A 14,100-nucleotide genomic window follows, 5' to 3' on the forward strand; every position below is an offset into this window, starting at 1 on the left:
CAATCACCCTGAATTATGATTTCCCTGCTTGACTTTGAAGGCAAGACCGGAGAAACGGGTGCTCTCGCATGAGCCTTTCAGGCTTTTGCTCTGCGCCGGAGGGGTGGCAGAGTGGTCGATTGCAACGGTCTTGAAAACCGTCGAGCGTGCAAGCGTTCCGTGGGTTCGAATCCCACCCCCTCCGCCACTCTTTTTAGTAAATTATTGAAAAATATTAGGCTCTCCCGAATAGGAGGTCTTGTGGGTCCGAATTTGGTGCCGACAAAAAACCGCCCGCCTCTTTCGAAGCGAGCGGCCTAGTCTCACCCCCTAATGGTTTAGAGACGCCGGCTGCGGTCCAGAAAGGTGATTAGCGCTGCGGCGCGGCGCTTTGGCCCATCAGCGTTGTAATGCGCATAGCGACAAAGTAACTTACCGGTATTGCCAGTAGAACCCCTGCGATGGCAGAGCCCACCAGAAACAACGCGTTAAAATCATTAACACCGTAAATGGTGAGCGGAACGAGCGCGCCGAAGCCGGCCAGCGTCGGTCCGATGATGATGAACAAAATAATCGCCAGTTTCCACATTCTGGTCTCCAGTCATGCAATGAGCGGCCGTGCGCCTGAAACGCAAACCCCGCAATAACTGTAGTTTCGAATATATGAATATTAGTCTTCCTGCATTGAGCAGGATCAAAGGTGTGCGGTCGAAATGAAGCCGCAAACGTCCCGTTTCCGTTTCACCCGTCGCGCTAACTCCCAAAGCCAACCTAAATTCAGAATAACCCATTGATATAAATATAATTATGCGACAGTCCGACCGTAAAACTATTTCCATATGGGATATCCGGAATTAGAAAAGATCAGGTCTTCATCCAAGCCGTCGACAGGCCGTCCGCGTTCGAGAATCTTTCGAGGTAAGCAGCCTACCGATCATTGGCGATGTCAGAAACAGGGGTATAGATCACCGCTTTCGGATCCGGACCGATGAATAGGTTCTGCGTGGCCTCATAGGCATCATTACCCAGCCCCCTATCACTGAGCATGCTGGGTCTATATGTCCAGCCCGTCACGTTCTCAATCCGGTTCATCACGCCAGTATACAGGGGTAATTCCGTTGTGTCCGGTATCAGAGGAGCGCTTATTCCCTGATTGAACACGACATTAGCTTCAAAAAATCGCTATAGCGCCATGGCATAGTCTATATCCTTGGTTGTGAGATGGTTAGATGGCATGGACCGCCGCATGCCGCAGCCGTTTTGTGATTTGCAACCCGTAAGCATACTATTGCTTGGATGCCCCCCCCGTCAGTTGGCAGAAAATCTCAAAAGCACCCCAAAGGCTCTATTGCCGTCTTTCCAAGGCCGTATCTAAATCAGATAGCTACCCTATTCACCCAGAAGCCGAACTGTGCCCCGCGCCCCCGCTCAATGAATAGGCTAATGATAATATTGTCAGCCCCAAGCAACTGGCTGTGCGAATTTCCGCCTGCCCGCGGACGCCCAGGCCACGGAACTCGCCAATGCCTACAATCTACTGATGGCCAAGGCCGAGGATCCGGCCGACCCGCTGGAGCTGAAAAGCCTCCTGCCCTGGCTGGAGACCCATCTGACTAAAACCTTACAGCAAGCTCTAAAAGAGCCCGGCGCCGGGAAACGCGAGGCTTGAGCCTGGTCCAGATTAGGGCAAGCAAACCCGAAGATGCCTTCAAGTCTAATCTCGCAATAATTGTACTGTCAAATTTAGCAATTAGTCACCTTTACTGAACGGCTAATTCGGGCGGGAAGCGGACCTTCGTTGCGGTCCGCACCAATGTCCGCTCTGCCGATTTGGGAATTGAACCACCTCTGGTAAATGACAACCTGCATTTCTCAACGTGAGGTGGTCATGCGCATGGCTGTTGAGATCGAGACCTTTTGAAAGGCTTTCGCGCAGTTTCCGGACGACGAGATGACGGGCGCGTGTATGCCGGCGGCGACCAAGAGATTAGAGGGCGCCAGTGGCTGGCGTGGTTAGCTATTTGTGTGTGAGCGACTTCGCTGACGTCGACGCGGCCCGATTAACGCCAGTGTCTTCGAAGAAGACCTGATCGTGCAGCGGAAACTGGGCCCAATTTACAACCGCCCTGGGCGTTTAAAAACGCGGCTGTCTGGAGCCGGCACCTGCGTGCACAGATCAGGGCGCAGTCGCAGACCGGTGCGGGCACTCTTTAGCCGGGGCTTTTCTTCAGGTCGGCTCCGCTTTGGCGAGCCATGGGAAACGGGGTCAGGGTCAGCGGTTCAACCGGCGGTTCCATGATTTCTGGTAAAAGGAGCTTAACAAACGTCGCGGTTGCCAAGTAAGGTTCGCGCATACATTGCGGGCAAACGGGCTGGAGGGCGACGCTGTGCTGCGCTGGATGATCTGTGCGGGAGTATGTGCCGTTTTGGCCGCGTGCGGCAGCCCGCCGGCCAACATCATCGGTGTTGACAATCCGATGACCCCGGCCACTTCGGTTGATGGGGCGGCTTTCCAAACGGTCTATGTCGCCACGACGAGGCAGCAATCCGACGATCCTACTCTGCTCTTCACTGCCGACCGGGAGCCTGTCGGGCTGAATTTCGCAAAAGTTATTGTTTCGATCCCGCCAGGCCGTAAGGTAGGAACCGTGCAGCGGCCAAGGTCAGTTCCACCTGATGCGAGAAAAGACTTTGTGGTCCTCGATCCGGTCACGTATGACAACGGGGGGGCCTTCAAACGCGCCATAGATCGCAATCTGGCCAGCCGCCCGCGAGACCGACGCGAGACCATGCTTTTCGTGCATGGTTACAACACCGACCTGCCAGCAGCGATTTTACGGACCGCGCAGTTTGCTCATGATTCCGGGTTCAAAGGCGTTCCGATTGTTTTTGCCTGGCCCTCCAGGGGACAGACCTTACAGTATGTCTATGATCTCAACAGTGCGCTCCATGCGCGGGATGATCTGATCGTGGCGGCCGAATTGGCTGCCTCAACACAAACGAGCGGCCTGAACATCGTCGCACATTCCATGGGCAATCTCCTGACTGTGGAAGCCATGCGTCAGGACCAATTGCTGGGGGGCTTCAACAATTCCCGCAAGATCCGGTCCATCGTTCTCGCCTCGCCGGACATTGACGCGCAACTCTTCGCCAAACAGATTCAGCCGTTCCCGAAAGAAGCGCGGAGATTCTATGTCCTTATCTCAGCAAACGACAAAGCGCTGGCAGTCTCCCGCCGGATTGCCGGTGGGATAGACCGTGTTGGCGATGAGCCGGCCGACGATTTGGCAAAGCTCGGCGTGACCGTAATCGATTTGACCAAGATCGATGACACATCCAGTCTCAATCACACCAAGTTTGCAGATGCACCGGAGATCGTGCAGTTGATCGGTCAGCGTATGAATGAGGGGGACTCGTTTGTGCAGCCCCCAAGCCGCGCGGCCCTTCAAGCGATCCCGGATGCGGTTTCGGTCCTGACGGGGCGCGGTCAGTCGATTATTGCGTTCCCATAAAAACGAATAGGTTCATTAGAATTAAGCGAAACATATTTATTAAAAAGTGCTGGATAGTAGTTATCAGGTGTACTCTGGGAAATATCTGCAAAATATTTCTTGAGTTGATACATATCATATCTTCAAGTCGTAGAAAAATCTCAAGATGGCATCCTCTGATCGTATGGGAGGTGTCAATGACGATTGCAATGCCCATGATCCGTCAAAAGCCCTTTTTCCAACTCGTTACCGCGCTGGATGAAATGGGGGTGAATGTGACGCGGAGGTTCTCGCAATTCGGGATACCCGCTTGGCAATATGGCGACGACGAGGACCTCATTCCGCTCGCCGACTTCGTGAAAGTATTTGACGTGGCAGCAGGTATTGCCGGGTCAGATTTGATCGGTCGCATGGTTGCCGAACGAATTGACGTCGCAGATCTCGGGGCCTTCGGGCGCAGCGTTGCCTCTTCCCTGACCGTGTTTGATGGCATGCAAACAGCCTGTGAACTTGTGCCGAAAGAAGTCACAACCCTCCGGTTCTGGCTCGAGCCGCACGAGGACGGGTATCTGTTTTGCCGAAAGCAATTGTATTCCAAACCAGACATCGAGCACGCCCTTCATGTTCTGGAGCAATACACGCTGGCCTTGCTAACCCAGATCGTTCGTCTTGGTGCGGGCCCGCAGTGGCAACCTTCGGCCATGTGTATGTCGATCGCTCAGGGGAACATCTCAACGAAATGGGCAGACCGGTTTGATACACGGGTCCATTTTGAAACGCCATTTTCAGCAATTTTCGTTCCGGCGAGCGTCTTGTCCGAGCCCCTGCCACCTTTGCCTGCACCTGCGAAACTGAAGCAACAGCGCCGGAAATGGGATGAAACCACAGCTCAATTGGATCTTGTCCCAGCGATCCGGGAGCTGCTGAGTTCATTCATCCGCATCGGCGAACAGGACCGGATCCGGCTTGAGGCCATCGCGGAGGTTTCCGGCTTGAGCGCGCGAACCTTGCAACGGCGGCTGGCGGCCGACGGCAAGTCATTCCACAAGCTCCTCGATCAAGCCCGCTATATGGTCGCCATGGACCTGATGACGGATCCCGATGTGAGGATTGCCGATCTTGCAGAATTCGCTGGCTATGAAAATCCGCAACACTTTATCCGGGCGTTCAAGCGCTGGACCGGCATGACACCAGGGGCCTATCGAAAGATGACCCTAGCGACCCAATAAATACCCGCTCACATTGTATCAAAGTCACCGACCCGAATCTTGCCCTGAACACAGGTACGGGCCGTGGTATTTTACCCGCCGAACTTCACAACTTAACACCTAAAAAAATTCAACCTATTGGTTTGTAAGTACTTGTAATTACAAAAAAACAATCAAAAGTGGCGTAAAATGGTTACTTTTTACGATGGCAATAGAGCTAGCCTGAGCTCCACATGAGGAGAGAGGGAGCCACATATCATGAAGAGACGCGAGTTTTTGAAAACCGCTGCCGCGGTGCCCGTCGCCGGTGTGATAGCGCCTGCAGTATTGGCAAAGGATGCCGAAGCCGCCGAAACGGCCAAGGAAATCAGGGTCGCGCAGGCGAGTGGCACGAGCCCCGCGGCAAAGTCGGCTGCCGGCGGCGCGGACACGTTGCCTGACTGGGCGCAGTATTTCCGAACTTCGGACATGAACGGGACCGGTCCTGACGGAAAGCCGACTGGTCAGACCGCGACCTTCCATGGCGCCTCGAAGGCCGATTCCTCCGCTGGGGACGCGCCCGCGAAAATGGAGCTGACCGCAGACGAGCAGGCCATTTTGGATGGGCGCGATGGCCCCGAGAAAGCCAAGCTCATGCAGATCGCAGTCAAGTTCGGCGAGACCTTCGGCGCAACCAAGTTGGTGGACCTCGGCGGGGCACCGCACAGCAACATGTACACGGGGGCGCCTTACTTCGGGGCTCTCATCGACATGCTCCTGGAGTGCGCGGATGCGGGCCTTAAGTCCTACGCGCCCTATACGGTCAATCCTCGGCCCTATGACGTTTATAACGTCCAGAACAACCCGACGGACATGGAGCTCATCTATGAGGGCTATCCGCTTCAGGCCAAGCTGGATTACATGCACTCACGGCTCGGAGCCCCTGATCTAAACTTCCGGACCTGTGCCTGCTACTTGGACGAGGTCGGCAATGCCCCCGAGCCTGGCACTTATGTCGCCTGGTGTGAATCCTCGGCAGTGAACTACGGCAACTCCGTGCTTGGCATCCGCACCAACCGCAATGCCGGTGGCATGGAGATGGTCAGCGCGCTGCTTGGCAAGGCACCGCTCTTCGGGCTGATGACCGACGAGGGCCGCCAGGCGAAATGGCTGATCGACGTCAAGACGTCTCAGGAGCCCGACTGGGGCGCGCTCGGCACGGCGATCGGCCGCAAATGCGTCGAGGACATTCCCTATGTCGCCGGGGTGGAAGACTATTTCGGCGGTGAAGTCACAAACGACAACATGCACAAGCTGAAGGCCATGGGCAGCGCAACCGCCTCCTCGGGAGCTGTCGGCTGCTATCACGTGGAAGGCGTGACGCCCGAGCCCAAGGAAAAGGGCCGCGACATGCTCGTCGAAGGCTTTGAGACCTATGTCTACGACGATGCCGAGCAGCAGCGGATCATCGACACCTTCGAGAACCTTTGGGAAGACCCGGACGGTGATCCCAATGCTGTTTTCATCGGCTGCCCGCACAACACCTACCAGGAAGTGGTGCGCTGGACGACCATGGTCACGGAAGCCCTTGACACTGCGGGGCAGGAAAAGACGGCGATCCCGGTCTACATGTTCATGCCTACAGTCATTCGCACCCGCATGCTGCTGGAGCATCCTGAACTCGCGGGCAAGGCGCTCGGGGCCGGCATGCATTACACCAATATGTGTGCCGTCAGCTACTCGGGCATGAAGGGATTCTCGGAGCGGATCCGCGGGGTGACGAACTCGGCCAAGACGCGGAACTACTCGACGATCCGGTATTTCCCGGACGACAAGCTCGTGGACATCATCCTGACCGGCAAGGCCTAGGTGGTGAGGCCTCACTCGGCGCCGGACGGTCCATTCCTGGCGCTGAATTTCGTAATTTGACTGGAGATCAACCAATGGCAACGACTTTCAAAGGACGTCCAGTCCTCGCAGGCAGCCTGGAAGGTGAAGCGCTCGTTTCCAAGCAAGCCTTCAACACCAGCGGCTCCTACATGGAAAACATGTTTGGCGGGAACAGCGAGACCGCGCCCTGCACCGACGCCAACAACCCGGAGCTGTTCGAGAAGGAGCTGAAGGGCGCGATCTTGTGCACAACACAGACCGTCGGCTCCACCTTGGGGGGGCTGACGCTGATGGGGATGAACTCGCTCGGGCTCGGTCTCAAGGCGATGCTGTTTTCAGAGCACATCGACAGCGTCGCGGCCGGCGGCCTCATTATTGATGACATCTGGTACGACCGGCGGGTCATCACCGTCGACCAGCTCGGCGACGACTTCCTCGAAGCCGTCAAGACCGGCGACAAGATCGCCATTGCCGAGGACGGCACCGTTACCGTCGGCTGACGCATCAAAGACCGGGGATCGGCCGGCGGACCAGCCTGGCGATCTCCGGCTTTAAACCGGCCTGCAGGCTTTAAACCGGCCTGCAGGCTTTGAAACGGCCTGCAGACGCGGGCATCGGAGCGGGGGCGCATTCATGGCAAACACAGATGCACAACTGGCACTTGCTGGCGAGGCGGCCGAAATCCTGGCCGTAATTCGCGAAAATCGCAGCTGGGTCATCGGGTTCGGCATTTTGCTGATCGTGCTGGGAATTGTTGCAATCGGATTTCCGTTTGCAACGACCATCGCCGCGAAAATCATGATCGGCTGGCTGTTCCTGATCGGCGGCATTGCAGAAATTGTCCGGTCGTTTTCAATGAACACCTGGAAGAGCCTGCTCGGCAACCTCTTGGTGGGCGCGCTCTATGTCTTTGTTGGTGGGTGGCTCGCCTTCTTCCCGCTCACCGGGATCATCTCGCTGACGCTTCTGCTGGCCTTCCTGTTCATCCTTGAAGGCGCCGTGAAATTGGCCATGGGCTTCAAGCTCAAACCGATGGACGGCTGGGGCTGGATCGTGTTCAGCGCCCTTGTCGCCATTCTGGCCGGGGTGCTTCTGATCGCCGGTCTGCCGAGCACGGCGGCATGGGCCATCGGCCTTTTGGTCGGTGTGAACCTTCTTGGGGCCGGCCTGTCCTATCTGATGCTGGCCACAGCAGCAGGAAAAGGCTGAAGCAAATGCAGGATTGGGGGATCTTTATGCAGCAAGCCATCAAGTGGAATTTGCCCGTTCGTGTTCTGTCGCTGGCAATTGTTTCGGGCGTTGGCCTGTTATCAGCGAACAGCACGGCTCTTGCTGGTCAGGAGACCGAGGCGCAGGCGATTGCAACGCCGAACCAGCGGATCGCTGTGGGTTGGGTGGAAAGCGACCAAGACCCCGGCATTCTCCTCAACCAGATTGAGGCCAGCCGCACCCCGCGCCGTGGTGTGATTCCTGTTTCTCCGATTCAACCGTTCCGGGATGCGTATGCCTCCGCGATGGATTCGATTTATGAGGCGGTTGGCCTCAGGCTCGGCCTCTCCTTCCACACGGTCGGGCAATACACAACCAACAACATTCAAGGCACGCCGCGCCATGGCGGGGCGACCGACATGGATTTTGTCGGCACCTGGGAACTCTTCAACCGCGGGCAGCCGACTCAGGGCGCGGTGACCTTCGGAGTTGAGGGCCGCTGGGACTACGGCCCGATTGGACCGCAGAACCTGGGGTTTGCAAGTGTGGGCACAGCAGGCGGAACGGCGAACTCCTTCGCAGCCTACAAACCCCAGGCTTTCATCCTCCGGAACCTGTATTATCGGATGGGCAGTCCCGAGGCTGGCTGGGTGTTTCGCGTTGGCAAGATCACAATGGATGCCATGTTGCAGACCAACCGGCATATCACACCGAACACAACCTTTTTGTCCAATGCCGGCACCGGACAGTTCGTTGCGGGCTACGCGGATTCCGGTTTGGGCGCCGCGGCCGCTTACTATTTTGCCGATCAGCGGGCCTACATCGCAGGTCTGATTGGAGATGCCAATGGAAACCGCTTCAATTTCGGCAAGATCTACCAGGGCGACTTCTACAAGGCCGCGGAAGTGGGGTTGAAACTCTTCCCCCGAACCGACAAGGCCAGCTATTCGAAATTTTTGATCTGGCACACGGACGGAACATTCAATGGTGCCCCAAGCAACGGAAACACGGGGGAAGACGGTTGGGGTATGGCAGCCGTCCTGTCGCAGGAACTGACGGCGGATGGCAAAACAGTTGTTGTCGGCCGCTACGGCGGCAGCTTTGACGGTGCCGCAACCTATGACAACCAGGCGGCGCTGGCGCTGCTGCGTTACCAGCCCTTCGGGCAATACTCCTTCGACGATGACGTCATCGGTGCGCAATTCAACTGGATCGATTCAGCCTCTCCTGGAACGCGCGACGAATACAGCATCGAGACCTTCTACCGGTTCCCGCTTTTGCCGGATCTCGACACGACACTGGCCTATCAAGCCGTCATCAATCCGGCCAGTACGCGCGCCTTTGACAGCGCGCATGTGTTTTCGATCCGGGCGGTGACGTCGTTCTGATGCTCACTTGAGCTTAGAAAGACAGAGCTGGCAAGCGGCGCAGCTGCGCTTTGCCGCTGGCCCTGTCCGGACTCTCATGTCCAAGTGCGCAAGCGTGTCCGCTCGGCAAAGCAGACCTTCGCAAGTTAATGATCTGAGGTCTCCATAGGGCCGAGAGCGCCAATCGACACCGCACGTCTGAAGGCCGCCCTGAAGGTGACGCCCCTCTTGGTCCAGAAATTCGGCCACGATTACCTGCCGTTTTTCATGCGCCTGGAAACCGAACTCGCACAACTGGAAGCCAAGGAAGCCGGCCGCGCGCGGGTCCAAAAGGTATTGGAAGACGGGTGATCACCCAAGCCGGGCTTGAAACGCGCAAGGCAGCTTCAAAACGCCCCCGAAGCCGGTGAAGTCTTAAAGGTCAATGGTCGGACAACGCAGATCAGGCCTTCGGAGGCGTATGAACGAGGGTCCGGACGGCGGACAAGGCACGCTTTCGCCGGGTCTTCTCCGACGTCCGCCTTTTGGAACCGCGTGCAATCAGTCACACCGAAGGCGTTGCAAAGTGACCTTCGCTTCCTCGACGATATCCAGAACAATGTCGCTTGCGTCTTGCACGTCCCTGACCATCGAAACGCCCTGCCCGGCCCACATCGAGATGGCCTCGACGTTCCCGGTCAAGTCACCGGAAGGCGTTTTGCTTTGATATCTTAAGACGTCGCCCCCTGTTGACGTTGAGGCGACGACATCTCCTTCTCCCGGTCTTTGGCCAAGCGGCAGGCATCCAGAATCTTCCCACAGTTTGCTTGTGCTGTTTTTCAAGACCCTGTGCGGCGCCTCCGGCCAGCCGATCTCGAACAGACTGTCAAAATGGGCCGTATCGTTCTCCGAAGCGGCTATCAGGTGGGACAGATAGTCCGGGTGGACATTGGCCTCGGATGCGGCAAGAAATCTGGTCCCGACCCAGACGGCGGAGGCCCCCAGGGAAAGCGCGGCCGCCAATCCTCGCCCATCCGCAATTCCGCCGGCTGCCACGACCGGAACGTCACCGACCGCATCAACGACTGCTGGTATGAGGGCCATGCTGGCGACCGTCCCGCGCACATGCCCGCCGGCTTCCCAACCTTGGGCGCAAATCGCGTCTGCCCCGCGTTCGGCAACTGCTTTTGCATCCGCAGCGTCGCCAGCGCTGTAAATGACTTTCGCACCGGCCGATTTGGCGCGGTCCATAAATTCTCCAGGCTGCCGCCAGAACAGGGAAATTATCTCGACACCTTCTTCCAGGCAGGCGTCGAGATGCGCCATGCTGGGGAAAGCCATGTTGAGGTTCACGCCGAACGGTTTGTCGGTCAGGTGTTTGATCGTGCGCACGGACGTTCGAAGCGCGTCTGCGCCAACATGCCAAAGCGGGGCCAGACCGAGCCCACCCGCATTGCTCACGGCGGCGACCAATGCGTCTGAGGTCACGCCTGCCATTGGAGCCAGGACGACCGGATGTTCAATTCCAAAAGTTTCGCAGAAGTGTGTCTTCATGGCTCAGGGTCCCTGGGGCTTTTGCGCCGGCAAAAATTTGGCACATCGCCCCAGATATTCAAAGCGGACTGTTAAAGACCTTGCAGCATTGGTCACAGCGGGCTCAGAGTTGATCTTCACTGAAACGGTGCACCCGTGACCGGTCAGGACCGAACGGGATCATCGAGGGCGACGGGCCAAAGGGCCGCCATATCGTTCGAGAACTGAGCGCAAAGACCAACAGCGCAGATCAGGTCTTCGCTGCGCTTTGCCCGGAGGTTCGGACTGCGGACAAAATGTGCATTCGCTGCGATAGCGCCAATGGCTGCTTGCGGGTCACACAGGCTTGCGGACGGCAAAGCTGAATCTGCCGGTCGAGAAAAAATGCTCACCTCGCGCGTTGAGGGAGGTTTGCTCATCTGCCCAAGCCCGAAGCTCTGCGTCGGGCACGGTTCTCTGTCCGCTGACATAAGCCACGATGAATGGCACAGTCCCTTCTCCGTAACAGCCGTCATATCGGTCGACATTTATGATGGGGAAATAGCTGACATCCTCCAGGATGAGCCCGGCCCTCCGGAGATGAGCGCCAAGGGTGCGTGGCAATTTACTGTCTGCACAGTGAGGGGCGAACGCCTTAAGCACCTTCTCCATTCTGTCGGGGTGCTCGCTGTGCCAGCAGACGCCCTCCCAATCCGTGGCAAGGACCAGAGCACGCCCGCCGGGTTTGAGAACGCGAAAAACCTCACTGCAAAACTTCGAAATGTCAGGCACATACTCGGCCACTTGAGTGCTAACGACCACATCGAAACAGTTGTCTTCAAACGGAAGTGCGGTCGCATCGGCGCAGCGATAGCTGAGCCAATCCTGCTGACTTCGTGCACTAGCGCGTTGTACCATCTGGGGCGAAAGGTCGATGCCAACAACGTCCCCTTCTGGTCCTGTTCGATCCGCCATTTGAGCAGCGAGGAAGCCGGGTCCGCTTCCAATGTCCAAGACGCGCTCGCCCTTTTGCACTGAGATCCTTTGGAGCGTGTCTTCCCGCTGCGAAACAACGTCCGGCCCGAGGTAAACCGCCTCTAGTCGCTCCGCTGCGGCATCGTCATATTCCATGCCCATAGATTGATCCTCCCAGGTCCTGGCCTCAACGCTAGCATTGCGTTTGTTGGTCGGAAAGTGGGACGAGTTTCGCTGGAACTGTCCCAGGACGTCGGCTAAGACGTTCGGACATTTTGCAACATCCGGCAAAATGGGCTTAATGCTGACCGTTACCGAAGTTTGCACCCGTAACCGACTTGGGCTAAGAGCGCCAATCGACGGCGTCGCACTCACGGCCCGCTGATACCCATGCCTCCCTCAGACCTTTGAAGGACCTCGGCAGTGCCACAAGACCGTCGGCCAAGACGGCACAACCCCTCTGTCCACCGGCCACGGGCGCGCTCGGTCAAGCCGCGCGATGCCGGCAAAGGCAACTGGCCTTGATGGGAATATCGGCGCGGGCCGTGGCCTGCTGCAGGAGCAGTTCGACATGCGGCCGTTCGAGGGTCTCGCCGCGCAGCAACAGGCACTCATGCAATCCGTGAAGGGCCCAGACATTCCGCCGGTGTTGGCAGGGACGTGGCAGTTTGCCATCCAGGCCGAGATCGGCCCGGTAAACCGCTTCGGCTTCCGCATGGTTTCCCGCTTCCATCAGCAAGGCGCCAAGGGCATGGCGGGTCGGTTGCGGCCACGCCCAGGGTTCCTCGTACATGAGAGTGTCTTCCAGCGCGACGGCCCGGCGCAGATGCGCCAGTCCGTCTTGGTGATCCCCGGCCTTGAAGGAAAGCTCCCCCTGCATCATGGCTTCGGCAACGGCCAGAACATCACGGGCCGTGTTGTTGAAGAGCAGCCGCGTGTCAGGCACCCGCGCATAGGCGTCCGTGAAATTCTTTGCCGCCTCTTCGGCCTCTGCGTGCCGGTGAAGATTCGCGTAGGCCACAGCCTTTGCGTAATACAGCAAGGCATGGGTTGTCACATAAAGGTCCGTGTCCGCCGGCTGCTCAAGATCCAGGATCTCTGACCAGAGACCGAAGCGGACATAGACATGCGGCGCGGCAGCAACGAAGGTCTCGAAAATATCCGGATAGGACCTGACGACCTCGTCGGGAACCTCGTCCCGCAGGCGCAGGACCGTCTTGAGGGCCGCCGCCTTTTGACCAAGGAACATGGCACCATAAGATGCAAAATGCAGGTTATGGATGCGGTAAAGGGCATAAAAATTCGCCGCACCCGCATAGTCCTTGTAGCGGTCATCGACGGCAACGGCTGCAAGGTTGCGCGACAGGACGTTGTTGTAATCACCGCACAGGACATCGATATGGGTCGCCATGTGAACCAGGTGACCGGCATCGGGGACAAGGCCTGTGAGACAGTCCCCATGACGGAGCGCCCGTTCCGGATAGGGCGACATTTCCATCAGGTGAATGTACATGTGCAACAAACCCGGGTGGTCCCACGCGCCTGGCATGTGGTCAAATGCGCGTTCCAGAACGTCCATGGCCTCAACCGTCGACGCTTCCGGGTTTGGAAGACCCTTGTGAAAGTCCCAGAGTTGCCAAGGGGTCCGGTTCATGAGGGCTTCTGCAAAAATGCAGGCAACATCAAGGTCGTTCGGGTAGGCTGCGTAGACCTCCCGCATCGCATTGGCGAAGGCATCGGTGTACGGCTGGTAATCCTCCAGATCCGGATCCCGTGGATACCGCGTGAAAAGGGCCTCCAGGAGCGCCCGCTCCAAAGGCATCAGGGTTTCAATGCGCAATCCGGCGGCAATGGCCGCATGGGCTTTTGCCAGGGAGGGTGCTTTTTCCTCTGGTGTGAAAACGTCCCAGGCCTTGTTGTAGTTCGGACCGATTGCATAGGCGATGCCCCAGCATGCAAGCGCACAGGCAGGATCTGCGCTCAACGCCTTTTCAAAGCAGGCGATCGCTTCTTCTTGATTGTAGGCAAACGTCCAGACAAGGCCGCGGTCCAGCCAGATTTGCGCGTCTGCCACATCACTTGAAGGCCGCGTATAGCGTCCAAGGTCGAAATAGTCTGACATGTTTCAACATTCGAGCCCTGACACCCTCGGCATGGAAACTGGGACCATTTGGCTGCGTTTCCGACAAAAGCAGGCACATTCCCAAGAAGTGATCAAGGACCGAAGGCTCCCTGTTGTGTGAGCAAAACGTACGGAAAACCCGGGTTTGGAGCAGCGTCACCTGCACGCAGGCAATGAATGACGTCCAAAAGCCCATGTGACCAAAAACATAAGGACACTTCTGCCGGCAAATCAATCGAAATGGCGTTTGCAAACGCACCGCAGGAGCGCAGCCTTCAGCCGAAGTTCGAAAGCCAAACCCCGCCCCCAATTCTGATGTCATCCCCGACCGTATCGGGGAGCCATTCGTTTCCAGAGCTGCAATAAAGGCCCTCCCCTGCCCGTCCAGA

The 14,100-nt window shown here is 57.5% G+C and carries 11 protein-coding genes and 1 tRNA gene; 8 read left to right on the forward strand and 4 right to left on the reverse strand.

The features are described from left to right. Positions 1-97 precede the first annotated feature (97 nt). Positions 98-187 (forward strand) — tRNA-Ser (locus AC0J4F_RS17235). Between the two features lie 162 nt (positions 188-349). Here AC0J4F_RS17235 and AC0J4F_RS17240 read toward each other — a convergent pair. Then, a complete protein-coding gene (locus AC0J4F_RS17240; protein ID WP_473024134.1) occupies positions 350-568 on the reverse strand; it encodes a hypothetical protein in 219 nt (72 codons plus the stop codon). Between the two features lie 1,798 nt (positions 569-2,366). Between AC0J4F_RS17240 and AC0J4F_RS17245 the strand changes: the two genes are divergently transcribed. The 7 genes from AC0J4F_RS17245 to AC0J4F_RS17275 all read left to right on the forward strand — a co-directional run bounded on the left by AC0J4F_RS17245 (position 2,367) and on the right by AC0J4F_RS17275 (position 9,474). Next, positions 2,367-3,491: an alpha/beta hydrolase gene (locus AC0J4F_RS17245; RefSeq protein WP_473024135.1), complete on the forward strand. Its 1,125-nt coding sequence runs from the start codon at positions 2,367-2,369 to the stop codon at positions 3,489-3,491. A gap of 176 nt (positions 3,492-3,667) precedes the next feature. Then, a complete protein-coding gene (locus tag AC0J4F_RS17250) occupies positions 3,668-4,699 on the forward strand; it encodes an AraC family transcriptional regulator (RefSeq protein WP_473024136.1) in 1,032 nt (343 codons plus the stop codon). 237 nt (positions 4,700-4,936) lie between these two features. Beyond that, entirely contained in the window at positions 4,937-6,526 is a 1,590-nt protein-coding gene (locus AC0J4F_RS17255) for an aconitase X (RefSeq protein WP_473024137.1), read from the forward strand. A 74-nt stretch (positions 6,527-6,600) separates the two neighbouring features. After that, entirely contained in the window at positions 6,601-7,047 is a 447-nt protein-coding gene (locus AC0J4F_RS17260; RefSeq protein ID WP_473024138.1) for an aconitase X swivel domain-containing protein, read from the forward strand. A gap of 133 nt (positions 7,048-7,180) precedes the next feature. After that, complete coding sequence (locus tag AC0J4F_RS17265) at positions 7,181-7,756, forward strand: HdeD family acid-resistance protein (RefSeq protein WP_473024139.1); 576 nt, start codon at positions 7,181-7,183, stop codon at positions 7,754-7,756. A 26-nt stretch (positions 7,757-7,782) separates the two neighbouring features. Further along, the gene (locus tag AC0J4F_RS17270; RefSeq protein ID WP_473024140.1) at positions 7,783-9,144 is read left to right on the forward strand and encodes a carbohydrate porin; all 1,362 of its coding nucleotides are present in this window, start codon (positions 7,783-7,785) and stop codon (positions 9,142-9,144) included. 195 nt (positions 9,145-9,339) lie between these two features. Next, a complete protein-coding gene (locus AC0J4F_RS17275; RefSeq protein WP_473024141.1) occupies positions 9,340-9,474 on the forward strand; it encodes a hypothetical protein in 135 nt (44 codons plus the stop codon). Positions 9,475-9,663: 189 nt separating this feature from the next. On the opposite strand, the gene AC0J4F_RS17280 is transcribed toward AC0J4F_RS17275, so the two are convergent. The 3 genes from AC0J4F_RS17280 to AC0J4F_RS17290 all read right to left on the reverse strand — a co-directional run bounded on the left by AC0J4F_RS17280 (position 9,664) and on the right by AC0J4F_RS17290 (position 13,711). Next, positions 9,664-10,656 carry an NAD(P)H-dependent flavin oxidoreductase gene (locus tag AC0J4F_RS17280; protein ID WP_473024142.1) on the reverse strand — a complete coding sequence of 331 codons (993 nt, stop codon included), beginning with the start codon at positions 10,654-10,656 and terminating at the stop codon, positions 9,664-9,666. A gap of 315 nt (positions 10,657-10,971) precedes the next feature. Next, positions 10,972-11,751, reverse strand: a complete 780-nt coding sequence (locus AC0J4F_RS17285) for a methyltransferase domain-containing protein (protein WP_473024143.1) — start codon at positions 11,749-11,751, stop codon at positions 10,972-10,974. 325 nt (positions 11,752-12,076) lie between these two features. Further along, complete coding sequence (locus AC0J4F_RS17290; protein WP_473024144.1) at positions 12,077-13,711, reverse strand: hypothetical protein; 1,635 nt, start codon at positions 13,709-13,711, stop codon at positions 12,077-12,079. Between the last annotated feature and the right edge of the window lie 389 nt (positions 13,712-14,100).

The sequence above is a fragment of the Roseibium sp. R5 genome (assembly GCF_055755305.1).

Excerpts from the sequence above, each read along its gene's own strand:
- AC0J4F_RS17240 (WP_473024134.1), bottom strand. The coding sequence starts at position 568 with ATGTGGAAACTGGCGATTATTTTGTTCATCATCATCGGACCGACGCTG.
- AC0J4F_RS17250 (WP_473024136.1), top strand. The coding sequence starts at position 3,668 with ATGACGATTGCAATGCCCATGATCCGTCAAAAGCCCTTTTTCCAACTC.
- AC0J4F_RS17255 (WP_473024137.1), top strand. The coding sequence starts at position 4,937 with ATGAAGAGACGCGAGTTTTTGAAAACCGCTGCCGCGGTGCCCGTCGCC.
- AC0J4F_RS17260 (WP_473024138.1), top strand. The coding sequence starts at position 6,601 with ATGGCAACGACTTTCAAAGGACGTCCAGTCCTCGCAGGCAGCCTGGAA.
- AC0J4F_RS17265 (WP_473024139.1), top strand. The coding sequence starts at position 7,181 with ATGGCAAACACAGATGCACAACTGGCACTTGCTGGCGAGGCGGCCGAA.
- AC0J4F_RS17270 (WP_473024140.1), top strand. The coding sequence starts at position 7,783 with ATGCAGCAAGCCATCAAGTGGAATTTGCCCGTTCGTGTTCTGTCGCTG.
- AC0J4F_RS17280 (WP_473024142.1), bottom strand. The coding sequence starts at position 10,656 with ATGAAGACACACTTCTGCGAAACTTTTGGAATTGAACATCCGGTCGTC.
- AC0J4F_RS17285 (WP_473024143.1), bottom strand. The coding sequence starts at position 11,751 with ATGGGCATGGAATATGACGATGCCGCAGCGGAGCGACTAGAGGCGGTT.
- AC0J4F_RS17290 (WP_473024144.1), bottom strand. The coding sequence starts at position 13,711 with ATGTCAGACTATTTCGACCTTGGACGCTATACGCGGCCTTCAAGTGAT.